We start from the raw sequence: 24,173 nt of genomic DNA on the forward strand, positions 1-24,173 counted from the left end.
CGTGAAGCGTCCACTGGAAGCGCTGGATGGTTGGATACGTCGCCGACTGCGCTGCGTGATCTGGCGGCAGTGGAAGCGCCCGCGGACCCGGCGTCGTAAGCTCTTGGCGCTGGGGCTGGACGACTATCGGGCGTGGAAGTCAGCGGGAAATGGGCGAGGCGCCTGGTGGAACGCCGGGGCCTCGCACATGAATCAGGCCCTGCCAAGGAAGTGGTTTGATGGACTGGGCCTGATCTCGGTACTCGATACGGTAAGAGGGCTTAGCCGTTCTTCATGAACCGCCGTATACCGAACGGTACGTACGGTGGTGTGGGAGGGCGCCGGGGGTGACCCCGGCCCCTACCCGATCCCGTCGTTTGTCGGGAGGGATCGATAAGGTATCGGTTATGGTTGCCTTGGGAGCTATAAGTTGCAGCAAATGGTAAGCAACGTTCGCGAAAGCGCGCATAAAAAACGCGAACGGGCGTTTCATTGAGATGTGGAAGGTTTTTCTATATGGTAGGTGGCCCTTCCCCAAGATGGATACCGGACTTTCAGCATGACAGACGCCAAGAAGCAGGCAGCGCTGGACTATCACGCCAAGCCGATTCCCGGAAAGCTCTCCGTGGAGCTGACCAAGCCTACCGCTACCGCTCGTGATCTTTCCCTTGCCTACAGTCCAGGTGTCGCCGAGCCGGTACGGGAGATTGCGCGTGACCCGGAGAATGCCTACCGCTACACCGGCAAGGGCAATCTGGTCGCGGTGATCTCCGACGGCAGCGCCATCCTCGGTCTGGGCAATCTCGGGCCGCTGGCCAGCAAGCCGGTGATGGAAGGCAAGGGGGTGCTGTTCAAGTGCTTCGCCGGCATCAACTCGGTGGACATCGAGGTCAATGCCGAGAGCCCGCAGGCGTTCATCGATACGGTGGCGCGCATTGCCGATACCTGGGGCGGCATCAATCTCGAAGACATCAAGGCGCCGGAGTGCTTCGAGATCGAACAGGCTCTCGTCGAGCAGTGCAGCATCCCCGTGTTCCATGACGATCAGCACGGCACTGCCATCGTCACCGCGGCCGGCATGCTCAACGCGCTGGAGATCGCCGGCAAGCGGCTGGAGGACGCCAAGATCGTCTGTCTGGGGGCCGGGGCGGCGGCCATTGCCTGCATGAAGCTGCTGCTGGCCTGCGGGGCGCGCGCCGAGAATCTGGTGATGCTGGACCGGCGCGGGGTGATTCATTCCGGTCGCGAGGGGCTCAACCCCTACAAGGCGATGTTCGCGGTGGAGACCGACAAGCGCACCCTGGACGATGCCATCGACGGTGCCGACGTCTTCATCGGTCTGTCCGGGCCGAACCTGATGACTGCCGAGCACATCCGCAAGATGGCGCCGAACCCCATCGTCTTCGCCTGCACCAACCCCGACCCGGAGATTCACCCCGACGTGGCACGCGAGGCACGCCCCGACGTGATCATGGCCACCGGTCGCTCCGACTATCCCAATCAGGTCAACAACGTGCTGGGCTTCCCCTTCATCTTCCGCGGGGCGTTGGACGTGCGCGCCACGCGCATCAACGAGGAGATGAAAGTGGCCGCGGTACATGCGCTCAAGGATCTGGCGCGTGAGCCGGTGCCCCAGGAGGTGCTGGACGCCTACGAGCGCGAGCACATGGAGTTCGGCCCCGAATACATCATTCCCACGCCGGTCGACGTGCGCCTGCTGGAGCGTATCCCGGCGGCGGTGGCTCAGGCCGCGGTGGACTCCGGCGTGGCACGGCGTCCTTATCCCGCTCACTACCCGCTGAAGACGGTGGACGACGTCTACGGCGGTTGATCGACCGCGTCCGAGGCTTCGCCACCAACGCACTGCGCCGGCCCTTGGGCCGGCGCAGTGCGTTTCGTGGGTACGGTCAGGGGCGATGGTGTCTGGCGATTACCAGGTGTAGAGCAGCGTCACGCTGGTGGTATGGTCGGTGTTGGCATCGGCCGTTTCCGGCGGGCTCGAGTTGTGCCTCACCTCATGGGAGAGGCGCATCGACAGACGGGAGTTGAGCCTGGCGGTCAGCGAGGAGACCGAGCGCGACGTGGTGTTCTCGTTGGCGGCTTCCACCGACATTTCCTGGCGTACATAGGAGTGAGGGGAGAGCGTCCACAGGTAATCGAGAGCGGCGTAGGCCAGCCCCAGGTTGTCGTTCTCCTCGTCCCGGATGCGGTCGTGGCGATAGCCCGGCCCCGCCTCCAGCGAAAGGCGATGGCGCTGGGTATCGATGACGTCCCGCCCGTAGCCGCCGATGGCAGTGAGCTGGTGGTCGTAGCCGCTGAAGCGGTCACGCTCCCAGCGGCCAAAGCCGAACAAATAGTGGGGGCCGTTGAAGTCGTAGCGCTCGCGCAGCGAGAGCAGGTACTGCTCGGCGCTGGTGGTGCCGTCTCGGGTCACGTTGCGCACTTCGCCACGCAGGGTGTGGCTCAGACGTCCCGTCAACCAGGTGAGCCGGCTCTTGCCGATCAGGGTCTGGCTGTCGGTATTGCCGGCGAGGTGGGTGTAGCCGAGCTCGGCTTCGCCGCCGAAGGCAGGGGCGCCGTCCTCGGGTGGTGGCGGTGCATAGAACACGCTGGCGGCAAGGGCGAGGCCAGGAAAAAGCAGCAGCAGAAGCAAAAGCAAAAGCGCGGGTCCGGCTGCACTCCATGGCCTGAGTGGCCTGAATCGTGGCATGGCAACGAACCTGTCCTGTTGTCCAAGGTCAAGCCGCCTCGAGGGGCGGCGTTTCGTCAGTCGACAAGACGATGGCGGCATCCTTGCCGCCAGGAACGGCGAGTCTTTAGAAGATCGCTTCGTAGCTACCGGTGCCCTGCGAGCCGCTGCGCTGTTCGATCTCCTGTTCGACGCGGCGAGGCTCCATGTCGGGCAGATAGTCCGGGTGGAAGATCTCGGTGATCCCGCCGGGCTGGCCGTCGGCCAGACGGCGGCCGGTCTGGGCATCGACGCGAGCGGTGATGAGGCCGGCAGGCGGCTCGGGTCTGGCTTCCGGACGACCGTTCAGGGCGTTGCCCATGAAGTCGATCCAGATCGGCAGGGCGGCATTGCCGCCGTACTCGGCGATGGACTCGTTGTTGTCCTTGCCGATCCAGACCGTGACCACCAGATCGTCGTTGTAGCCGGCGAACCAGCCGTCGCGCTGATTGTTGGTGGTGCCGGTCTTGCCTACCACGTCGTTGCGATTGAGCGACAGCGCGGCGCGCCCGGTGCCGCTCTCGATCACGTCGCGCAGCATGTCGCGCAGAATGTAGACGGCGGTGGGGTCGGCGACCCGCGGGGCGACGTCATAGGTTCTGCCATCGATGACGACCTCTGTCTGTCCCGCGTCGCAGCTGCGGCAGGCGATGGCCGGGCGGGCTTCGTCGAGCACGTTGTCGTCGCTGCCGCGGGTAACGCGCTCGATGAACCATGGCGATACCCGATGGCCGCCGTTGGCCAGCACGGCATAGGCGTTGGTCATCTCCAGTGGCGTCAGGTCGGCGCTGCCCAGCGCCAGCGACAGGCCGTGGGGCAGGCGGCTGCGGCTGAAGCCGAATCCTTCCAGGTACTCGATGGTGCTGTCCAGCCCCAGGGTCTGCAGGATGCGGATGGTCACCAGGTTGCGTGAGCGGGCCAGCGCTTCGCGCAGCCGGGTCGGGCCGAGGAAGTCGCCGCTGGAGTTGACCGGCCGCCACAGGCTGCTGCCGTCGTGCATGACCACGGGGGCATCGTTGACCACGGTGGAGGCGGTCATCAGGCCGGTGTCCAGCGCGGCAAGAAAGACGAACGGCTTGAAGATCGAGCCGGACTGGCGCTGGGCCTGTACCGCGCGGTTGAACTTGCTGGCGTTGAAGCTGAAGCCGCCCTGAAGGGCGAGAATGGCGCCGGTGTCGGGCTCCATGACAACGATCGAGCCTTCCGCGTCGGGGCGCTGGGAGAGTCGCCAGCTGCCGTTGTCGCGCTGCAGGATGCGCACCAGATCGCCGCGTGAGGCGATCTCGCTGGCCGAGCTGGGCTCCGGCCCGCGGGCCCTGGGGCTGCGGTAGGCGCGGGCCCATGACAGGCCGTCCCAGTTCAGCGTGACGAGCTCTCCGCCGCGGGTCAGTACACGCATCTCGCGCCCTTCGCTGGCCACCACGATAGCCGGCTGCAACGGGCCGAAGCCGGGGGTGCGCTCGAGCACTCGCAGCCAGTTGCTGACGTCGCCTTCGATGCCCTCCACGCGGGTCTGGCTGCGTTCGGCGGCCTGCCGGGCGGTCTGCATGATCTCCGGCGACTCGGCCAGCTCTTCCTCCAGACCGCGGCGTTCGGTGCGGGCCTGAGCCTCGGCGAGGCTCGAGGGGATTTCACGCTCCTCCGGGCCGCGCCAGCCGTGGCGCGTGTCGTAGTCGATCAGGCCGCGGGCCAGAGCCTGGCGGGCGTAGGGCTGCAGCTGGCTGTCCAGCGTCGTGTGGATGCGATAGCCGCCGGTATAGGCTTCCTCGCCGAAGCGCTCCACGGCGTACTGACGTGCCATCTCTGCCACGTAATCGGCGTCGACCTCGATCTGGGCCACGTGACGGCGGGCCGTGACCGGCTCCTGCACGGCGGCTTCGTAGGTCGCCTGGTCGATGTTGCCGAGCTGACGCATGCGGTAGAGGATCCAGTTGCGGCGGATCAGCGAGCGCTCGGGGTTGGCCAGCGGGTTGAACGACGACGGTGCCTTGGGCAGGCCGGCGATCATCGCCTTCTCTGCCAGGGTCAGCTCTTCCAGCGGCTTGTTGTAGTAGACCTCCGCGGCGGCAGCGATGCCGTAGGCGCGGTTGCCCAGGAAGATCTTGTTGACGTAGAGCTCGAGGATCTCTTCTTTGGTGAGGATGCGCTCCATCTGCAGCGCCAGCAGGATCTCGCGGATCTTGCGGGTGAAGGTGCGGTCGAGCGTGAGCAGGTAGTTGCGCGCCACCTGCATGGTGATGGTGGAGCCGCCCGACTGGATGTCGCCTCCGCTGGAGACCAGCTCCACGGCGGCGCGGGCCAGGCCACGGGGGTCGACGCCGCGATGCTCGAAGAAGGCGGCGTCCTCGGCGGCCAGCAGCGCCTGGATGAAGTCCTCGGGAATCTCGTCGAAGGAGACCGCCATGCGGCGCTCCTCGCCGAACTCGCCGATCAGCTTGCCGTCACGGGTGAAGACGCGCAGCGGCGTGTGCAGCTCGAAGTCCTGCAGCTGGCGCACGTCGGGCAGGCCCGGTGCGAAGTAGAGGGCCGCCCCGGCCACGCTGAGCAGAGCCGCGGCGGTCAGCGATACCAATAGCCAGAAGGCCGAGAAAACCAAAGTCTTGATCCACTTCATGAAAAGGCGTTGTCCGTGGTGAGAGCGTGAAGAAATGGCGATGAAAGGAAGCCTTCACTGGCCTGCCCATTATAAGGAATCCGGGCCTTCTACCACCAGCGTTGAGGGAATGTCCGTCCAACTTTGTGTGGGCTGGCAAATTATCATGTAACCTCGGTCGTGGAGAGCGAGTATGATTTCTGTCAGCCTTGTGGTTCCTGATACATCAAGGCGCATAAGTATAATGTAGGACAGGCGCTCATCGCAGCGTATACGCAAGGGCAACGATTGATGCGACTCAGACCCTCCGGTAAAGGGTTGATCGGTGTCGACATTACTTCGGCAACGGTCAAGCTGATCGAACTCAGGCGGATGGGTTCCCGCTACCAGATCGAAAGCTATGCCGTCAGGCCGCTGCGTGAAGGTGCCGTGGTCGAACGGCGCATTCGCGACATGGGCGAAGTGGCCGACGCACTGCGGCGAGCCGTGGAGAGCGCCCGGCCAACGTCACGCCTGGCCGTGGCAGCCGTTCCGGCCAGTGCCGCCATCACCAAGACCCTCACGCTTCCCGCCTCGCTCAACGACGACGAGATCGAGGCGCGCATTCAACTCGAATCTGACAAACACATTCCGTTTCCGTTCAGTGAGGTGGCCTTCGATTTTCAGCGCCTGGGGCTCAATGCCCGCTACGGCGACCAGCAGGACGTCCTGCTGGTCGCCTGCCGCCAGCAGGACGTCAGCCAGCTCACCGATGCGCTGAACCAGGCCGGCCTGATCCCGGCGGCGGTAGACGTGGAAACCTTTGCCATGGAGCGCGCCTTCGGCGAGCTGCGCCAGCAGCTGCCGCCCGCGGCGGGCGAAGACGACTGCGTGGCGCTGGTCGATATCGGTGCCACCATGAACGCATTCCACGTGCTGCGCGGCGGCCGCATCGTCTACAGTCGCGACACCGTGTTCGGCGGACGTCAGCTCACCGAGGAGATTCGCGCGCGCTACGGTCTGACCCTGGAGGAGGCTGGGCTGGCCAAGAAGCGCGGCGGCCTGCCCGAGGATTACCGCGCCAGCGTTCTGATCCCTTTCATCGAGACCGTCGTTCAGCAGGTCGGCCGCTCGCTGCAGCTCTATTACACCGCGGGACGCAAGCATGAAGTGAAGCGCATGGTCCTTGCCGGTGGTTCCAGCGTGATTCCGGGGCTGGCCGAACGGCTCGCCCAGGAGAGCGCCATGCAGGTGGTGATCGCCAATCCCTTCCTGCGCATGCGCATCAATTCGCGTATCGACGTGCAGACCCTGGCCAGCGATGCGCCGGCCATGGTGACCGCTTGCGGCCTGGCGATGAGGTCGGTCTCATGAGCATCGAAATCAATCTCCTGCCCTGGCGGGAGCAGCAGCGCGCGCGTCGCAGCCGGCGCTTCTATCTGGCCCTGGCGGCGATGGCGGTGCTCGGCGGAGCCGGTGGGCTGGGCATGGCCCACTTCTACGACATGGCAGTGAGCGCCCAGCAGCAGCGCAACGCCCATGTGCAGGCCCGGATGCAGCAGCTCGACGGCGACATACGCTCGATTCGCGAATACGAAGCCATACGCGAGCGCATGATCGGTCAGGTTCAGGTCTTCAGCGACCTGCAGCAGGGGCGCTCCCAGACCGTGCGTGTGTTTCGCGACCTGACCCTGAGCCTGGTCGACGGCGTTCACTACACCCAACTGAGCCGGCAGGGCGATCAACTGCGGCTGTCGGGCCGGGCCGAGAGCAATCACCGGGTCTCCGAGCAGATGCGGTCCCTGGCGGCTGCGCCCTCGTTCTCCGAGCCGGTGCTGTCGGAGGTCGAAGCCGATGGCGGCGGTGAGCGTCGTCGCTTCAGTCTCGGTGTGGTGCAGCTCACGGAAGGCGCTCAGGGGGCGGAAAACGCTGAAGCGGGAGACGAGTCATGAGCCTGCAGGCAGAGTTTCGTCGTCTCCGCGAGCTCGACTGGCGTGAACTGGACCTCAAGGAGTCCGGCACCTGGCCGCTGCTGCTGCAGTGGCTGTGCTGCCTGCTGGTGCTCGGCCTGACTTTCGCCGCGACACACTGGTACCTGGCGGGTCCCAAGGCCGATGAGCTGCAGCGTGCCGAGGCCGAGGAGGCACGCCTGCTGGCGGATTACCGCAACCGTGCCGCCCAGGCGGCCCAGCTGCCGGAGATGCTCGAGCAGATGGCCCTGCTCGAAACGCGCATGGGCGAGCTGATGGCCATGCTGCCTTCCGGCGCCGAGATTCCCTCGCTGATCGACAGCATCAGCGAAAGCGCCCTCGACCACCACCTGTCGATCGATTTCATTCGGCTGCGCAGCACCGTGGAGCGTGACTTCTATATCGAGCGGCCCTTCGATATCCAGGTGGAGGGCGAATATCACCACATTGCCGGCTTCCTGGCCGGCGTTGCGGCATTGCCGCGTATCGTCACGCTGCACGACTTCGTGTTGGCGCCGGTGGAGGGCAGCGATCGTCTGCGCCTCTCCATGCTGGCGCGCACCTACAGCTATCGGCCGCAGGGCGGGGAGGGTGCGCGATGAAAGTGCGCTGGCTGCTGGCCTTGGCAACCCTGCTGCTGGCCGGCTGCGCCGATCCGCAGCTGGGCGAGCTGGACCGCCGGCTGACCGACATTCGCAACGATCCCGGTATGCCGCGCCCGCTGGAGATGCCGGAGGTGCCCGACTATGCAGCGGTACCCTACCAGGCCAGCGATCGTCGCAGCCCGTTCCGGCCGCAGCTGCCGGAGCCGGAGGCAGCGCCGCGGGGCAGCAGCGACCTGGCGCCCGATCCCGAACGCGCCCGGGAGCCGCTCGAGGCATACGACCTGGAAGCGCTCAGGCTGGTGGGCATCTTGACCATGGGCGGCCAGACGAATGCCCTGGTGAGGGCGCCGGGAGGCGAGGTGCATCGCCTGCGCACCGGCAATCACCTGGGGCGCAATCACGGCCGGGTGGTCGGCATCACCGACTCGTCGGTGCAGCTGGTGGAGCTGGTGCCTACCGGCGGCGGCGGGTGGATGGAGCGAACGGCTCGCCTGGCGCTCGAAGAGCGTCGCTAGAGCACGGCGGCAGTCGTGGCAGCAGGATAGTGGTAACGGGCAGAGGGGAAGGGGAACGATGAGACATCTGATTGGCACATTGGCGGTACTCTGCCTGGCATTGACGGCGACACCGGTCGTGGCGGCATCCACGTTGACCGACCTCGACTTTCGTCAGGGCGAGCGCGGCGAGCTGCTGATCGATCTGAGCTTTCGTGGCGGGGTGCCCGAAGTGCGCGGCTACCGGTTGGACGAGCCCGCACGTCTGACCATCGATCTCGTCGATACGGCCAACGCTCTGGAGCGTCGCCGTCTCGACCTGGGCATTGGTGGCGTCGAGCAGGTCACGGCGCTCGAAGCCGGCTCGCGTACGCGGCTGGTCTTTCACATGGACCGCCCGCTACCCTACGACACCGTGCAGCAGGGCGACCAACTGCGGCTGACCATCGGCGGTCCGGCGACTGCGCCGTCCACGGCCGCGGCGCGCCCCGAGCCGGCGGCGCCTCAGACCTCGGCGCCGGCATCGGCTGCCCCCAGCGGCATGCCGAGTATCGCCGACATCGACTTTCGCCGCGGCGAGGGCGGCGCGGGGCGGTTGATCGTCACCTTCGATCGGGGCGGGGTCGATGCCAGGGTGCGCGAATCGGGCCGCAACCGCATCGTCGCCGAGCTAAGCGGCGTCGACCTGCCGGAGGCGCACAACCAGGTGCTCGACGTCAGCGACTTCGGCACGCCGCTGCGGCGCATCACGCCGCGAGTCGGGCGCGACGGCGTGACCCTCGAGATAGAGGGCAGCGGCGAGTTCGCCATGCTCTCCACCCAGAGCGGGCGTCAGCTAACCATCGAGGCGCAGCCCGTCACCCAGCAGGAGCGCGAGCAGCGGATACGCCAGCAGTTCCCCTATACCGGCGAGCGCATCACGCTCAACTTCCAGGACATCGAGGTGCGCTCGGTGCTGGCGATCATCGCCGATTTCACCGGACTCAACCTGGTGGCCAGCGACAGCGTGACCGGCCAGGTCACCCTCAACCTGCAGGACGTGCCCTGGGATCAGGCGCTCGACCTGGTGCTCAAGAGCCACGGCCTGGCCAGTCGCCAGGAGGGCAACGTGATCATGGTGGCTCCGGCCAGCGAGCTGGCCAACATCGAGCGTCAGGAGCTCGAGGCGCGGGCCCAGGTCGAGACCCTGGCGCCGTTGGTCTCGGAGTACGTTCAGGTGCGCTATGCCCGCGCCGAGGATCTGGCGCAGCTGCTGCGCGGCGGCGACGGCTTCGGCCTGCTCACCGAGCGCGGCCGCGTGGCGGTGGATCAGCGCACCAACACCCTGCTGATCCAGGACACCGCCGACCAGATCCAGGAGATCCTGCGCACCCTGGATCAGCTCGACGTGGCGGTGCGTCAGGTGCAGATCGAGGCGCGTATCGTCATCGCCCGCGATGGTGTGACCCAGGAGCTCGGGGTCAACTGGGGAGCGTCGTCGCGCGGCAGCAGCCGCCTCAACCTGGGGGGCGCCTCCAGCGGCGTTCCCACTGCCGTGACGGGCGACGGTTTCACCGGGCAGCGCGACTCGCGCGGCCAGTTCACCGGCGAGTTCGATACCCCGTCCGGCAGCCGCTTCCAGCGCGGCGGCCTGGCCGTCGATCTGGGCAGCGCCAACCCCATGACCAGCTTCGGTTTCGGCTACCTTTCCGGCGACATTCTGCTCGACCTCGAGCTGCGCGCGCTGGAGAGCGAGAACAAGAGTCAGACCATCTCGCAGCCGCGGGTGATCACCGCCAACCAGCGCACTGCCATCATCCAGCAGGGCGAGGAGCGGGCCTTCCAGACCATCAGCGACCGGGGTACCGAGACCGACTTCAAGGAGGCGCTGCTGTCGCTCGAGGTGACGCCGCAGATCACCCCGGACAATCGCATCATCATGGATCTGGTGATCACCAACGACAGCTTCCGTGAGGCCCTGCCGGGTCAGGCGCCGCCCATCGATACCAATCGCATCGAGACCCAGGTACTGGTCGACAACGGCGAGACGGTGGTGCTCGGCGGCATTCTCACCACCGAACAGCTGAGCCGCCTGGCCAAGACGCCCTTCTTCGGCGACCTGCCTGTGCTGGGCAGGCTTTTCCGGTACAATGAGTCGAGCAATCAGAAGGTGGAGCTGCTGGTCTTCATCACTCCACGCATACTCGAGGACGGCCTGGCGATTCGCTGATGCAGGACTTGCCCAATCTGATATTGATCGGCCCCATGGGGGCGGGAAAGAGCACCATCGGCCGCCTTCTGGCGGCCGAACTTTCGCGTCAGTTCCTCGACAGCGACCATGAGATCCAGGCCCGCTGCGGGGCCGATATCCCCTGGATCTTCGACGTCGAGGGCGAGGCGGGCTTTCGCCAGCGCGAAGTGCAGATGATCGAAGAGCTGACCGAGCTCGAAGGGGTGGTCATTGCCACCGGCGGCGGGGCGGTGCTGCGCGAGGAGAACCGTCGGCGGCTGCGCGAGCGAGGCACCGTGATCTATCTGTTCACCACCGTCGAGCAGCAGCTCAAGCGCGTGGCCAAGGATCGCAACCGTCCCTTGTTGCAGCGCCCCGACCGCGAGCAGGTGCTGCGCGCGATGTTCGATCTGCGCGACCCGCTCTATCGCGCCACGGCCGATATCGTGGTGCGCACCGACCGGCGCAGCCCCCGTGCGGTGGTCAACGAGATCGTGCGCCGCGTGCAGCGGCTGGTCGACCCTCTACAAGCCAAGGCCTGAACCATGACCGAGAGCGAAACCTCCATCGTCCCGCGCACGCTTCAGGTGGCGCTGGGCGAGCGCAGCTATCCCATCCACATCGGTGCCGGCCTGCTCGGCGATCCGGCCTGGCTGACGCCCTACCTGGCCGGGCGCCAGGTCATGATCGTCACCAACGAAGCGGTTGCCCCCCATTACCTGGCGCGCCTCAAGGCGGGGCTGCCGAGTGACGCCATGGTGCGCGAACTGGTGCTGCCCGACGGCGAGGCGACCAAGACCCTGGCCAGCGTCGGCCTTGTCTGGGATGCGCTGCTGGAGGCCGGCTTCAACCGACGCTGCACCCTGATCGCCCTGGGTGGCGGGGTGATCGGCGACATGGTCGGCTTCGCCGCCGCCTGCTATCAGCGCGGCGTGGCGTTCATCCAGGTGCCCACCACGCTGCTCTCCCAGGTGGACTCTTCGGTAGGCGGCAAGACCGGTGTCAATCATCCGCTGGGCAAGAACATGATCGGTGCCTTCTGGCAGCCGCGGGCGGTGCTGATCGACACCGATACCCTGCGCACGCTGCCGGCCAAGGAGCTCTCGGCGGGGCTGGCCGAGGTGATCAAGTACGGTCTGATCCGCGATGCCGAGTTCCTCGCCTGGTTGGAAGACGAAATGACCGCGCTGAGGGCCTTGCAGCCGGAAGCACTGGCCTGGGCCATCGAGCGCAGCTGTCGGCTCAAGGCCGAGATCGTGGCCGAGGACGAAACCGAGCAGGGCGTACGCGCGCTGCTCAACCTCGGGCATACCTTCGGTCATGCCATCGAGGCGCACCAGGGCTACGGCCAGTGGCTGCACGGCGAGGCCGTGGGGGTCGGCATGCTGATGGCGGCCGAGCTCTCGCATCGGCTCGGCTGGCTGAATGCCGGCGACGTCGAGCGCACCGCCAGCATCATCGCCGCCGCCGGCCTGCCGCTGGAGGCGCCCGCCGACATGGGCGTGGAAGACTTCCTCACCCGCATGCGTCTGGACAAGAAGAATGTCGACGAGCGCCTGCGCCTGATCCTGCTCGAGGCGCTGGGCCGGGCGGTGATCCACGACCAGACCCCTCGGGAGCTGCTCGAGGAGCTGCTGACAGCGTTTCCGCGAAGCTGACGTTTAGCCCATTTTTCCTCTCTTGAGCGCAAGCAGGCCGCACGAAGCGATTCGTGCGGCCTGCTTGCCGTTTGTCGGCTGCTGTTCTGAACTGTTCTGAGCGACCCGTGTTGCATCTCAGGCATCAAATCCGTATGCCTCATGCCGTATCGGCATGGGGAAAATGGGTGTTTTTAGACTAAAGTCGCATACTCGGTTTCGATCGTTTGAAATCCGTTTATGGGTTTCGCAAGTCTTTGAACTGGTGGTTTTTTTTGCTTTGATTCATTCAGCAAGTTGCGGATTTGACGAGAGTTTTGGAGGCGGTGTGGCGGGCGGGAGATTGCGCGGCGGGGCAGTAAGTGTCTATGCTGGGCGTCCTTTTCTCGCGACGGCAGCAGGCTGCTCTTGGCAGTCATAACAAGAAGAAAACAGATCAAAATACATAACTGCTGTTGTTTGGTCAATAGTCATTTTCTGAGGCACGCCCATGAACCGAGGCCTTCATCAACCAGGCGAGTTCCGTGACAACTGCGGGTTCGGCCTGATCGCACATATGGAAGGGCAGGCCAGCCACGATCTGCTGCGTACCGCCATCGAGTCTCTCACCTGCATGACCCATCGCGGCGGTATTGCCGCCGATGGCAAGACCGGTGACGGCTGCGGTCTGCTGCTGAAAATGCCCGAGGCCTTCATGCGCGAGGCCGCCGCCGAGGCGCTCGACGTCGAGCTGGGTGAACTGTTCGCCGTGGGCGCGGTGTTTCTGCCCGACGACGACGCCAAGGAGGCTCGCGCCCGCGGCATCCTGGAAGGTGAGCTGCGTGCCTGCGGCCTGGTGATCCGCGGCTGGCGCAACGTGCCGGTGGATCCCACCTACTGCGGGCCCATCGCCCGCGCCTGCCTGCCGCGCATTCGCCATCTGTTCGTTGAGCCGGGCAAGCTCAGCGACCCCGAGCGCTTCGACGTCGATCTGTTCATGGCCCGCCGCCGGGCCGAGCAGATGCTGCGCGACGAGCAGGACTTCTACGTCAGCTCGCTGTCGTCCCAGGTGATCTCCTATAAGGGCCTGATGATGCCGGTGGATCTTCCCACCTTCTATCAGGACCTGGGCGACGAGCGGCTGCAGACCTCGATCTGCGTGTTCCACCAGCGCTTCTCCACCAATACCGAGCCGCGCTGGCCGCTGGCGCAGCCGTTCCGCTTCCTCGCCCACAACGGCGAGATCAACACCATCGAAGCCAACCGCGGCTGGGCCAACTCGCGCAAGGAGAACTTCGTCAACGAGCGGCTGCCCGACATCGCCGAGCTCGACGAGATCGTCAATACCACGGGCTCCGACTCCTCGAGCATGGACAACATGCTCGAAGTGCTGCTGATGGGCGGCATGGAGCTGCACCGGGCGGTGCGCATGATGGTGCCGCCGGCCTGGCAGAACGTCGAGACCATGGGGGCGGAGCTGCGCGCCTTCTACGAATACAACTCCATGCACATGGAGCCGTGGGACGGCCCTGCCGGTCTGGTCATGACCGACGGCCGCCAGGCGGTCTGCATGCTCGACCGCAACGGCCTGCGTCCGGCGCGCTGGGTGATCACCAAGAACGGCTACATCACCCTGGCCTCGGAGATCGGCACCTACGATTACAAGCCACAGGATGTTGTGGCCAAGGGCCGTGTCGGCCCGGGCCAGATCCTCGCCGTGGACACCCACACCGGCGAAGTGCTGCACACCGAGGACATCGACGAGCGGCTGAAGTCCGCCTATCCCTACAAGCGCTGGCTGAAGGAGGAGGCGCACTATCTGGAATCGGCGCTGACCGAGCTGGCCAGCTTCCAGAACATGGACTCCGACGCGGTCAACACCTGGCAGAAGATGTTCCAGGTCAGCTTCGAGGAGCGTGACCAGGTGCTGCGGCCACTGGCCGAGAGCGGTCAGGAGGCGGTGGGCTCCATGGGCGACGACACGCCCATGGCGGTGCTGTCGCGTCGCAGCCGGCTGCTCACCGACTACTTCCGTCAGAAGTTCGCCCAGGTCACCAATCCGCCCATCGATCCGCTGCGCGAAGCGATCGTGATGTCGCTGGAGACCTGCATCGGCGCCGAGCTCAACGTGTTCAAGGCCACCCCCGAGCACGCCCACCGCATCATCATGACCACGCCGGTGCTGTCGCCGCGCAAGTTCACCGCGCTGCTCGAGCAGGACGACCCGGCCTTCTCTCATCACCGCCTCTGCCTGGGCTACGACCCGGAGCAGGTGGGGCTCAAGGCGGCCATCATCGAGCTGTGCCGCCAGGCCGAAGCCGCGGTGCACGAGGGCAAGGTGATCCTGGTGCTGTCGGATGCCAACCTGGAGAAGGGGCAGCTGCCGATCCACGCCGCGCTGGCGGTGGGGGCGGTGCACCACCATCTGGGCAAGCTGGCCCTGCGCCCGCGCGCCAACATCGTGGTCGAGACCGGCTATGCCCGCGACGCTCACCAGATGGCGGTGCTGTTCGGTGTCGGCGCCACCGCGGTGTTCCCGTGGCTGGCCTACCAAGTGATGGCCGACATGCACCGCACCGGCGAGCTCAGCGGCAACCCGGCCGATGCCCGCGAGAACTACCGCAAGGGCATGCAGAAGGGGCTCTACAAGATCCTCTCCAAGATGGGGATCTCGACGCTGGCCTCCTACCGCGGCTCGCAGCTGTTCGAGGCGGTGGGACTCTCCTCCGAGGTGATCGAGCTGTGCTTCACCGGCATGGCCTCGCGCATCGAGGGCACCGGCTTCAGCGAGCTGCAGCTGCAGCAGGAGCTGCTGGCCCGTGACGCCTGGACGCCGCGAAAGGGTATCGCCCAGGGCGGCCTGCTCAAGTACGTGCACGACCACGAGTATCACGCCTACAACCCCGACGTGGTGAAGGCGTTGCAGGAGGCCGTGCAGGAGGGCGACTACGCCAAGTGGAAGAAATTCGCCCGACTGGTCAACGAGCGCCCCGCTGCGACCATCCGCGACCTGTTCAAGCTCAAGGCCGCCGAAGCGGCGCTGCCGCTCGAGGAGGTGGAGTCGATCGATGAGCTGATTCCGCGCTTCGACAGTGCCGGCATGTCGCTGGGCGCGCTCTCCCCCGAGGCTCATGAAGCGCTGGCCCAGGCCATGAACGAGGCCGGCGGGCGCTCCAACTCCGGCGAGGGCGGCGAGGATCCGGCGCGCTACGGCACCATTCGCAGCTCCAAGATCAAGCAGGTCGCCTCCGGACGCTTCGGCGTCACCCCGACCTATCTGGTCAACGCCGAAGTGCTGCAGATCAAGGTGGCCCAGGGCGCCAAGCCCGGCGAGGGCGGACAGCTGCCCGGCGGCAAGGTCAACGACCTGATCGCGCGGCTGCGCTACTCGGTGCCCGGCGTGACGCTGATTTCACCGCCGCCGCACCACGACATCTATTCCATCGAGGACCTGGCGCAGCTGATCTTCGACCTCAAGCAGGTCAACCCGGAGGCGCAGGTGTCGGTGAAGCTGGTCTCCGAGCCCGGCATCGGCACCATCGCCACCGGCGTGGCCAAGGCCTACGCCGACCTGATCACCGTGTCCGGCTACGACGGCGGCACCGCGGCCAGCCCGCTGACCTCGATCAAGCACGCCGGCTCGCCGTGGGAGCTGGGCCTGCCCGAGGTGCACCAGGCGCTGCGCATCAACGGCCTGCGCGACAAGATCCGTCTGCAGACCGACGGCGGCCTGAAGACCGGCCTCGACGTGGTCAAGGCGGCGATCCTCGGCGCCGAGAGCTTCGGCTTCGGCACCGCACCGATGGTGGCGCTGGGCTGCAAGTACCTGCGTATCTGTCACCTCAACAACTGTGCCACCGGCGTGGCCACCCAGCATCAGTACCTGCGCGACGAGCATTTCCGCGGCACCGTGGACATGGTCAAGAACTACTTCCGCTTCATCGCCGAAGAAGTGCGCGAGCTGATGGCGATGATGGGAGTGCGCAAGCTGACCGACCTGATCGGTCGCACCGACCTGCTCGAGGTGCTGGAGGGCGAGACCGCTTCCCAGCGCAAGCTCGACCTGACGCCGCTGCTGGCCAACGACTTCGTGCCCGCCGATGCGCCGCAGTTCTGTCAGGTCAGCCGCAACGTGCCCCACGACCCGGGTACCAAGAACCAGGAAGTGCTGGCCGCCATCGAGCAGGCCATCGCCGACAAGAGCGGCGGTGAGTTCGCCTTCACCATCACCAACTGCGATCGTTCGGTGCCTGCGCTCTCCTCGGGGGCGGTGGCTAAGCACTACGGCGAAGCCGGCCTCGAGGACGCTCCCATCACGCTGCGCTTCACCGGCGTGGCCGGGCAGAGCTTCGGCGTGTGGAACGCGCGCGGGCTACACCTCTACCTGGAAGGCGATGCCAACGACTACGTCGGCAAGGGCATGAACGGCGGCAAAGTGGTGCTGGTACCGCCCCGCGGCAGCCGCTTCGAGAGCCACAAGACGGCGATCATCGGCAACACCTGCCTGTACGGCGCCACCGGCGGCAAGCTGTTTGCCGCCGGCACCGCCGGCGAGCGCTTCGCCGTGCGCAACTCCGGCGCCCATGCGGTGATCGAGGGGGCCGGCGACCACTGCTGCGAGTACATGACCGGAGGGTTGGTCTGCGTACTCGGCGAGACCGGTGTCAACTTCGGTGCCGGCATGACCGGTGGCTTTGCCTACGTGCTCGACGAGGACCGCTCCTTCGTCGATCGCTACAACCATGAGCTGGTGGAGATCCACCGGATCAACACCGAGGCCATGGAGGCCTACCGGCGTCACTTGCGGGAGATCATCGAGGAGTTCGTGAGCGAGACGAACTCTGCCCGCGGACGCGAGATTCTCGACGACTTCAGCGAACACGTGCGTCATTTCTGGCTGGTCAAGCCCAAGGCGGCAAGCCTTGGCAGCCTGCTCGACGAATCGCGCAGACGTCCCGAGTGAGCCGGATTCCAGGAGATACGCAAATGGCCAACCGATTGACCAGAAACGACTTTCAGTTCCTCGACGTGGGCCGCCAGGACCCGCAGAAGAAGGATGCCCGGACCCGCTCGCGCGAGTTCGCCGAGATCTACGAGCCGTACAAGCCCCAGGAGGCGGCCAGCCAGTCGCACCGCTGCCTGCACTGCGGCAACCCGTACTGCGAGTGGAAGTGCCCGGTGCACAACTACATTCCCAACTGGCTGCAGCTGGTGGCCGAGGGCAACATCATCGAGGCCGCCGAGCTGTCACACAAGACCAACTCGCTGCCCGAGGTGTGCGGCCGGGTGTGCCCGCAGGACCGCCTGTGCGAGGGTGCCTGCACCCTCAACGACGGCTTCGGTGCGGTGACCATCGGCTCGGTGGAGAAGTACATCACCGATACCGCCTTCGCCATGGGCTGGCGTCCCGACATGTCCCAGGTCACCTGGACCGACAAGAAGGTCGCCATCGTCGGCGCCGGGCCGGCGGGGCTCGGCTGCGCCGACATCCTGGTGCGCAACGGCGTCAAGCCGGTGGTGTTCGACAAGTACCCCGAGATCGGCGGCCTGCTGACCTTCGGCATCCCCGAGTTCAAGCTCGACAAGACGGTGATGGAGCGCCGCCGGGCGGTGTTCGAGGAGATGGGTATCGAGTTCCGCCTGGGCGTTGAGATCGGCAAGGACATCCCCTTCGAGTCGCTGCTCGAGGAGTACGACGCGGTGTTCCTCGGTATGGGCACCTACAAGTACATGACCGGCGGCTTCCCGGGTGAGGACCTGCCCGGCGTGCACAAGGCGCTCGACTATCTGATCGCCAACGTCAATCACTGCCTCGGCTTCGAGGCCGACCCTGCCGACTACGTCTCGCTGGAAGGCCAGAAGGTGGTGGTGCTGGGCGGCGGCGACACCGCCATGGACTGCAACCGCACGGCGATTCGCCAGGGGGCCAGCTCGGTCACCTGTGCCTATCGTCGCGACGAGGAGAACATGCCCGGTTCCAAGCGCGAGGTGGCCAACGCCCGCGAGGAGGGCGTGGAGTTCCTGTTCAACCGTCAGCCGGTGGCGGTGGTCGGCGAAGGCAAGGTCGAGGGCGTGAAGGTAGTGCGCACGCGCCTGGGCGAGCCCGACGAGAACGGTCGTCGTCGCCCCGAGGTGGTGCCCGGCTCCGAGGAGATCCTGCCGGCCGACGCCGTGGTCATCGCCTTCGGCTTCCAGCCGAGCCCGGCGCCCTGGTTCGAGAAGTTCGGTATCGAACTCGACGAGCGTGACCGTGTGCTGGCACCCGAGAAGGGCGCCTACGCCTTTCAGACCACCAACGAGAAGATCTTCGCCGGCGGCGACATGGTGCGCGGCTCCGATCTGGTGGTCACCGCCGTGTTCGAGGGCCGTCAGGCCGCCGAGGGCATCCTCGACTACCTCGGCGTGTAAGCGCACCGCTCCCCATGTGCTCCGCCCCGGCCAGGTGCCGGGGCGTTTTCGTTTCGGCCGATATTTTCTAGACTCAGGTCGACACGAGCTCACTCATTCAAGGAGACGATCATGGACGATTCGCTCGAAATGCTGGGCTTGGCCGAGGCCCATGGCGGTTCCGTAGCCCCCGAGTGCCAGCGCTTCAACGACGACGGCCGCATTCCCAACAGCCCTCTGCCTACACTGCTGTTCCGCTCTCACGGGGTCGCTGGCGCGCTCGACCGCGAGGCCATCGCGGCGCGCTTCGAGCGGCTTTTTTGCGCCAACGGCTGGCAGCCGAGCTGGCGCGGTGGGGTCTACGATTACCACCACTACCACTCCATTGCTCACGAAACCTTCGGCGTGCTCTCGGGCCGGGGCAGGCTGCGCCTGGGCGGAGAACGGGGTGAGGATTTCACCCTGCAGGTCGGCGATGTTCTGGTACTGCCGGCGGGCACCGGTCACTGTCACCTGGAAGCCAGCGAGGACTTCTTGCTGCTCGCCGCCTATCCCGAGGATCAGCGTCAACTCGACCTGATAGGCGCCGACCCGGAGGCTCACGATGCCGCCGTGGCGCGCATCGCCCAGGTTTCGCTACCGCCTCGCGATCCGCTGGGAGGCGACAGCGCGCGCTGGTGGGGCTGAGCGGCTCAGGCGTGAATCTCGGCGTAGCTGCGGCGAAATTGAGCCATTGGTCGTAATCTGCTACGCTGTCGTCCCATCCTGGCGCGGCTTTCTGCCGGGCCTACCGATCACGTTTCGACAGGTTCTCCATGACACGATATATCTTCGTGACCGGCGGCGTTGTGTCCTCTCTCGGCAAGGGCATCGCGTCGGCCTCGCTGGCGGCGATTCTCGAGGCGCGTGGCCTCAAGGTCACCATGCTCAAGCTCGATCCCTACATCAACGTGGATCCGGGCACCATGAGCCCCTTCCAGCACGGCGAGGTGTTCGTCACCGAAGATGGCGCCGAGACCGACCTCGACCTGGGCCACTACGAGCGCTTCATCCGCACCAAGATGACCCAGGGCAACAACTTCACCACCGGCCGCGTCTACGAGCACGTGCTGCGTCGCGAGCGCCGCGGCGACTACCTGGGCGGCACCGTGCAGGTGATCCCGCACATCACCGACGAGATCAAGCGTCGCGTGTATGCCGGCGGCGAGGGCTTCGACGTGGCCCTGGTGGAGATCGGCGGTACCGTGGGCGACATCGAGTCGCTGCCGTTCCTCGAGTCGATCCGCCAGATCAGAAGCGAGCTGGGCGCCAGCCGGGCGATCTTCATGCACCTCACCCTGGTGCCCTACATCAAGACCGCCGGCGAGACCAAGACCAAGCCGACACAGCACAGCGTCAAGGAGCTCCGCTCCATCGGTATCCAGCCCGACATCCTGATCTGTCGCAGCGAAGTCGAGCTGGAGGAGACCGAGCGGCGCAAGATCGCGCTGTTCACCAACGTCGAAGAGCGCGCCGTGGTGCCGCTGCAGGATGCCGACACCATCTACCGTATCCCGCTGATGCTCCACGAGCACGGCCTCGACGAGATCGTCTGCGACAAGCTGCGCCTCGAGGCGGCGCCGGCCGACCTCGATGAGTGGGTCCGGGTGCTCGACGCCAAGCTCAATCCGCTGAAGTCGATCAACATCGCCATGGTCGGCAAGTACATGGAGCTGCTCGACGCCTACAAGTCGCTCAACGAGGCGTTGATCCACGCCGGCATCCAGACCCGGGTCAAGGTCAATGTCGACTACATCGACTCCGAGATCATCGAGCGTCAGGGCACCGATCGCCTGGCCGGCAAGGATGCGATCCTGGTGCCCGGCGGCTTCGGCGAGCGCGGCGTGGAGGGCAAGATCGCGACCGCCCGCTACGCTCGCGAGAACGGCATTCCCTACCTCGGCATCTGCCTCGGCATGCAGGTGGCGGTGATCGAGTTCGCCCGCCACGTGGCCGGCTGGGAAGATGCCAACTCCACCGAGTTCACCCACGACACCCAGCACCCGGTGGTCGGCCTGATCACCGAGTGGATCAACGCCGAGGGCAAGATCGAGCTGCGTGACGAGGCCTCCGACCTGGGCGGCACCATGCGTCTGGGCGGCCAGGTGTGCCACCTCGCGGCGGGCACCAAGGCGCGCGAGGCCTACGGCAGCGACGAGATCGTCGAGCGCCATCGCCACCGGTTCGAGGTCAACAACCAGTTCATAGAGCAGCTGGAGAAGGCCGGTCTGGTGGTCTCCGGCAAGAGCGTCGACAACTCGCTGGTGGAGATGATCGAGCTGCCCGACCACCCCTGGTTCGTGGCCTGCCAGTTCCATCCCGAGTTCACCTCCACGCCGCGCGACGGCCATCCGCTGTTCACCGGCTTCGTCAATGCGGCGCTGGAGCACAAGGCGGCGCGCGCTCGCGCGCTCTCCTCGCATCAGGAGTGAGACCATGTCTGCCATGACCCCGTCCACACCCGAACGTCATATCTCCTTTGCCGGCCTCACCGCCGGCAATTCTTTGCCGCTGATGCTGCTCGGCGGCATGAACGTGCTGGAGTCCCGTGAGCTGGCCCTCGAGGTGGCCGAGACCTATGTCGAGGTGACCGGTCGGCTCGGCATGCCCTATGTGTTCAAGGCCAGCTTCGACAAGGCCAACCGCAGCTCCATCCACTCCTTCCGCGGTCCCGGCCTGGAGAAGGGGCTGGAGATACTGGCCGAGATCAAGCAGCGCTTCGGCGTGCCGGTGATCACCGACGTGCACGAACCGTGGCAGGCCGAGCCGGTGGCCGAGGTGGCCGACATCATCCAGCTGCCGGCCTTTCTGGCACGCCAGACCGACCTGGTGGTGGCCATGGCCAAAACCGGCGCGGTGATCAACATCAAGAAGCCGCAGTTCCTGGCGCCCCACGAGATGCGCCACATCATTCGCAAGTGCGAAGAGGCAGGCAACGATCGCGTGTTGCTTTGCGAACGTGGGTCGAGCTTCGGGTATAATAATCTGATCGTCGATATGCTCGGTTTTGGTGATATGAAGCAGACCGGCTGCCCGGTATTCTTCGATGTCACCCACTCCTTGCAGCGTCCGGGCGGGCGCGCCGACAGCGCCGGTGGGCGTCGCCAGCAGGTGGCCGAGCTGGCGCGCGCCGGCATTGCCGTGGGGCTGGCCGGGCTGTTCCTCGAGGCGCATCCGGACCCCGACAGCGCCCTGTGCGACGGCCCCTGCGCGCTGCCGCTGGACCAGCTCGAACCCTTCCTGACCCAGGCGAAAGCACTCGACGATCTGGTCAAGGGCTTCCCGGCGCTGAAAATCGAATAACGGCTACCCAGGCAGCTCCAAGAGGGTGTTTACAAAAGTCACGAGCGATGGCCAGGCAAGGCGAAATCAGCCGAAAAAGCGGAGTTTACAGGCTTGTAAATGAGCATTTTGAGACTGATTTCAACACAGCATGGGCGAGCGCAGTAGTTTGTAAGCACCCTCTTGAGGCCGAGAGAGAAAGCGGTACCCACGACTCAATCAACGCTGACTGAATGAAAGGACGATAGAGATGACCAAGATTGTCGATATCCAGGCCCTCGAGGTGCTCGACTCCCGCGGCAACCCCACCGTGCAGGCCGAGGTGCGCCTGGAGAGCGGTGCTGTGGGCGTGGCCTGCGCCCCGAGTGGCGCCTCCACCGGCTCCCGCGAGGCGCTGGAGCTGCGCGACGGTGACAAGTCGCGCTACCTGGGCAAGGGCGTGCTGAAGGCGGTGGAAGCCGTCAACGGCGCCATCCGCGAGCGGCTCGTGGGGATGGATGCCCGCGACCAGCGCGGTCTCGACAATGCCATGCTCGAACTCGACGGCACCGACAACAAGGCCAAGCTGGGCGCCAATGCCATCCTCGCCGTATCGCTGGCGGCAGCCAAGGCGGCGGCCAACGCCAAGGGTATGCCGCTGTACGCCCACATCGCCGAACTCTACGGCCAGCCGGGCCAGTACAGCATGCCGGTGCCGATGATGAACATCCTCAACGGCGGCGAGCATGCCGACAACAACGTCGACATCCAGGAGTTCATGGTGCAGCCGGTGGGTGCCGCGAACTTCCGCGAGGCCCTGCGGGTCGGCGCCGAGATCTTCCACGCGCTGAAGAAGGTGCTGTCGGCCAAGGGCCTCTCCACCGCCGTGGGCGACGAGGGTGGCTTCGCGCCCAACCTGGAGTCCAACGCCGAGGCGCTCGCCGTGATCAAGCAGGCCGTCGCCGATGCCGGCTACGAGCTTGGCCGTGACGTGACTCTGGCGCTGGACTGCGCCTCCTCCGAGTTCTACAAGGACGGCCAGTACAACCTCTCCGGTGAGGGCAAGAGCTTCGATGCCAATGGCTTCGTCGACTACCTGGCCGAGCTGTGCGACCAGTACCCCATCGTCTCCATCGAAGACGGCATGGACGAGTCCGACTGGGACGGCTGGAAGGCGCTGACCGACAAGCTCGGCGACAAGGTGCAGCTGGTCGGCGACGATCTGTTCGTCACCAACACCAAGATCCTCAAGCGCGGTATCGACGAGAAGATCGGCAACTCCATCCTGATCAAGTTCAACCAGATCGGCTCCCTCTCCGAGACGCTGGACGCCATCAAGATGGCCCAGGACGCCGGCTTCACCGCCGTCATCTCTCACCGCTCCGGCGAGACCGAGGACACCACCATCGCCGATCTGGCGGTGGGCACCTCGGCCGGTCAGATCAAGACCGGTTCCCTGTGCCGCTCCGACCGCGTGGCCAAGTACAACCGCCTGCTGGTGATCGAGCAGCAGCTCGGCGAGCGGGTGGGCTACCCCGGACGAGGGGCCATCAAAGGGCAGTGATTGGGCACTGAACCGACGATATCGCTGACAATTTTGTAGGAAATTGCCTACAAAGAGGCGACGATCCAAGCCTAATCCTACTAGGAAAAACCGATGCCTTGAGTGTCGGTTTTTCTTTATCTGATTGTTTTTAAAGAATTTGATGTTTCCGCTGTCAACCGGCCAGATTTGGCGAGGTTGCCAGGGGCGCGCAGGAGCGCGTTTGCGTCTTTTGGCGGAAATGCCAGAATGCGTGTGGGACAAGGCAGAGCGGGAGGCTCTCCAGCAGGATGCAACGGGATGCTTGATTCGTGGCACGCCCGGTGTGACAGGAAGTCGCCTCCGGGCAGGGAAGCTGCCACTGGAGAGAGGGCGGAAGGAGCCGCCCAAGGAAATGCTGGGAGCCGGGCGGCCTTAGGGCCGCCTTTTTTTTGGTGCGCCAGGCATGGCGCGCAGCGCCCGACGGGCGCTGTTTCCGAGGGTGGTGCCTCGGAATGACTTGGGGGTGAAAGTCCCCTACGGACCCTGATAGCGGGAACCGTTAGCCGAACAGCAAGGGTGTCCGTCGCGAGACGGAATCTGAAGGAAGTTGGAGGCAAACTCCCGGCCCGACGAACAGAAATCGCATACGAGGCTGTCGCCACCTGGGCGAGAGGGCCAAGAAACTCGAAGCCCAATAGCTATCCGGAAGGGGCGGCAGTAGATGCGGCGGGTGTATGGGAGGAAGGTCGCGCGTCTTACCCTGGGAGGTCTGATGGTCTGCCACAGTG

The 24,173-nt window shown here is 65.6% G+C and carries 17 protein-coding genes; 15 read left to right on the top strand and 2 right to left on the bottom strand.

Annotated elements, in window-relative coordinates; translation table 11 throughout:
* Nucleotides 1–277: group II intron maturase-specific domain-containing protein (locus C4S71_RS21475; protein ID WP_304481847.1), on the top strand; the 277-nt coding region annotated here is incomplete at its 5' end.
* A gap of 261 nt (nucleotides 278–538) precedes the next feature.
* A complete protein-coding gene (locus tag C4S71_RS21480) occupies nucleotides 539–1,810 on the top strand; it encodes a malic enzyme-like NAD(P)-binding protein (protein ID WP_086509312.1) in 1,272 nt (423 codons plus the stop codon).
* 99 nt (nucleotides 1,811–1,909) lie between these two features.
* On the opposite strand, the gene C4S71_RS21485 is transcribed toward C4S71_RS21480, so the two are convergent.
* Entirely contained in the window at nucleotides 1,910–2,689 is a 780-nt protein-coding gene (locus tag C4S71_RS21485; protein ID WP_086509311.1) for a DUF481 domain-containing protein, read from the bottom strand.
* A 106-nt stretch (nucleotides 2,690–2,795) separates the two neighbouring features.
* The gene (locus C4S71_RS21490; protein ID WP_086509310.1) at nucleotides 2,796–5,321 is read right to left on the bottom strand and encodes a penicillin-binding protein 1A; all 2,526 of its coding nucleotides are present in this window, start codon (nucleotides 5,319–5,321) and stop codon (nucleotides 2,796–2,798) included.
* Between the two features lie 270 nt (nucleotides 5,322–5,591).
* Here C4S71_RS21490 and pilM point away from each other — a divergent pair, with 270 nt between their 5' ends.
* From pilM to eno, 13 genes are all read left to right on the top strand, one after another.
* A complete protein-coding gene (gene pilM, locus C4S71_RS21495; RefSeq protein ID WP_086509309.1) occupies nucleotides 5,592–6,653 on the top strand; it encodes a type IV pilus assembly protein PilM in 1,062 nt (353 codons plus the stop codon).
* Nucleotides 6,650–7,231, top strand: coding sequence for a PilN domain-containing protein (locus C4S71_RS21500; RefSeq protein ID WP_103970510.1), 582 nt, complete (start codon nucleotides 6,650–6,652; stop codon nucleotides 7,229–7,231). Before pilM ends, C4S71_RS21500 begins: the two co-directional genes overlap by 4 nt.
* On the top strand, nucleotides 7,228–7,851 hold the full coding sequence (locus tag C4S71_RS21505) for a type IV pilus inner membrane component PilO (protein WP_086509307.1): 624 nt from the start codon (nucleotides 7,228–7,230) through the stop codon (nucleotides 7,849–7,851). The genes C4S71_RS21500 and C4S71_RS21505 overlap by 4 nt, the downstream gene beginning before the upstream one ends.
* A complete protein-coding gene (locus C4S71_RS21510; RefSeq protein ID WP_086509306.1) occupies nucleotides 7,848–8,369 on the top strand; it encodes a pilus assembly protein PilP in 522 nt (173 codons plus the stop codon). Before C4S71_RS21505 ends, C4S71_RS21510 begins: the two co-directional genes overlap by 4 nt.
* A 58-nt stretch (nucleotides 8,370–8,427) precedes the next feature.
* Nucleotides 8,428–10,557 carry a type IV pilus secretin PilQ gene (locus C4S71_RS21515; RefSeq protein ID WP_103970511.1) on the top strand — a complete coding sequence of 710 codons (2,130 nt, stop codon included), beginning with the start codon at nucleotides 8,428–8,430 and terminating at the stop codon, nucleotides 10,555–10,557.
* On the top strand, nucleotides 10,557–11,099 hold the full coding sequence (gene aroK / locus C4S71_RS21520) for a shikimate kinase AroK (protein ID WP_103970512.1): 543 nt from the start codon (nucleotides 10,557–10,559) through the stop codon (nucleotides 11,097–11,099). Before C4S71_RS21515 ends, aroK begins: the two co-directional genes overlap by 1 nt.
* 3 nt (nucleotides 11,100–11,102) lie before the next feature.
* A complete protein-coding gene (gene aroB, locus C4S71_RS21525) occupies nucleotides 11,103–12,215 on the top strand; it encodes a 3-dehydroquinate synthase (protein WP_103970513.1) in 1,113 nt (370 codons plus the stop codon).
* Nucleotides 12,216–12,684: 469 nt separating this feature from the next.
* Nucleotides 12,685–17,136, top strand: coding sequence for a glutamate synthase large subunit (gltB, locus tag C4S71_RS21530; RefSeq protein WP_103970514.1), 4,452 nt, complete (start codon nucleotides 12,685–12,687; stop codon nucleotides 17,134–17,136).
* A 23-nt stretch (nucleotides 17,137–17,159) separates the two neighbouring features.
* Nucleotides 17,160–18,581, top strand: coding sequence for an FAD-dependent oxidoreductase (locus C4S71_RS21535; RefSeq protein WP_103970515.1), 1,422 nt, complete (start codon nucleotides 17,160–17,162; stop codon nucleotides 18,579–18,581).
* Between the two features lie 111 nt (nucleotides 18,582–18,692).
* Nucleotides 18,693–19,247: a cupin domain-containing protein gene (locus C4S71_RS21540; RefSeq protein WP_103970516.1), complete on the top strand. Its 555-nt coding sequence runs from the start codon at nucleotides 18,693–18,695 to the stop codon at nucleotides 19,245–19,247.
* Nucleotides 19,248–19,375: 128 nt separating this feature from the next.
* The gene (locus tag C4S71_RS21545) at nucleotides 19,376–21,031 is read left to right on the top strand and encodes a CTP synthase (RefSeq protein ID WP_086509299.1); all 1,656 of its coding nucleotides are present in this window, start codon (nucleotides 19,376–19,378) and stop codon (nucleotides 21,029–21,031) included.
* A 13-nt stretch (nucleotides 21,032–21,044) separates the two neighbouring features.
* Nucleotides 21,045–21,902: a 3-deoxy-8-phosphooctulonate synthase gene (gene kdsA, locus C4S71_RS21550; RefSeq protein WP_086509359.1), complete on the top strand. Its 858-nt coding sequence runs from the start codon at nucleotides 21,045–21,047 to the stop codon at nucleotides 21,900–21,902.
* A 229-nt stretch (nucleotides 21,903–22,131) separates the two neighbouring features.
* The gene (eno, locus tag C4S71_RS21555) at nucleotides 22,132–23,424 is read left to right on the top strand and encodes a phosphopyruvate hydratase (RefSeq protein ID WP_103970517.1); all 1,293 of its coding nucleotides are present in this window, start codon (nucleotides 22,132–22,134) and stop codon (nucleotides 23,422–23,424) included.
* Nucleotides 23,425–24,173: the final 749 nt, after the last annotated feature.

The sequence above is a fragment of the Billgrantia desiderata genome (assembly GCF_900108215.1).
Lineage (GTDB): Bacteria > Pseudomonadota > Gammaproteobacteria > Pseudomonadales > Halomonadaceae > Halomonas > Halomonas desiderata.

Bases quoted from the DNA above. Each gene is read 5' to 3' on its own strand.
- C4S71_RS21480 (WP_086509312.1), top strand. From the start codon at position 539: ATGACAGACGCCAAGAAGCAGGCAGCGCTGGACTATCACGCCAAGCCG.
- C4S71_RS21540 (WP_103970516.1), top strand. From the start codon at position 18,693: ATGGACGATTCGCTCGAAATGCTGGGCTTGGCCGAGGCCCATGGCGGT.
- C4S71_RS21485 (WP_086509311.1), bottom strand. From the start codon at position 2,689: ATGCCACGATTCAGGCCACTCAGGCCATGGAGTGCAGCCGGACCCGCG.
- aroB (WP_103970513.1), top strand. From the start codon at position 11,103: ATGACCGAGAGCGAAACCTCCATCGTCCCGCGCACGCTTCAGGTGGCG.
- kdsA (WP_086509359.1), top strand. From the start codon at position 21,045: ATGACCCCGTCCACACCCGAACGTCATATCTCCTTTGCCGGCCTCACC.
- C4S71_RS21500 (WP_103970510.1), top strand. From the start codon at position 6,650: ATGAGCATCGAAATCAATCTCCTGCCCTGGCGGGAGCAGCAGCGCGCG.
- C4S71_RS21510 (WP_086509306.1), top strand. From the start codon at position 7,848: ATGAAAGTGCGCTGGCTGCTGGCCTTGGCAACCCTGCTGCTGGCCGGC.
- gltB (WP_103970514.1), top strand. From the start codon at position 12,685: ATGAACCGAGGCCTTCATCAACCAGGCGAGTTCCGTGACAACTGCGGG.
- C4S71_RS21515 (WP_103970511.1), top strand. From the start codon at position 8,428: ATGAGACATCTGATTGGCACATTGGCGGTACTCTGCCTGGCATTGACG.
- aroK (WP_103970512.1), top strand. From the start codon at position 10,557: ATGCAGGACTTGCCCAATCTGATATTGATCGGCCCCATGGGGGCGGGA.
- pilM (WP_086509309.1), top strand. From the start codon at position 5,592: ATGCGACTCAGACCCTCCGGTAAAGGGTTGATCGGTGTCGACATTACT.
- C4S71_RS21545 (WP_086509299.1), top strand. From the start codon at position 19,376: ATGACACGATATATCTTCGTGACCGGCGGCGTTGTGTCCTCTCTCGGC.
- C4S71_RS21490 (WP_086509310.1), bottom strand. From the start codon at position 5,321: ATGAAGTGGATCAAGACTTTGGTTTTCTCGGCCTTCTGGCTATTGGTA.
- eno (WP_103970517.1), top strand. From the start codon at position 22,132: ATGACCAAGATTGTCGATATCCAGGCCCTCGAGGTGCTCGACTCCCGC.
- C4S71_RS21535 (WP_103970515.1), top strand. From the start codon at position 17,160: ATGGCCAACCGATTGACCAGAAACGACTTTCAGTTCCTCGACGTGGGC.
- C4S71_RS21505 (WP_086509307.1), top strand. From the start codon at position 7,228: ATGAGCCTGCAGGCAGAGTTTCGTCGTCTCCGCGAGCTCGACTGGCGT.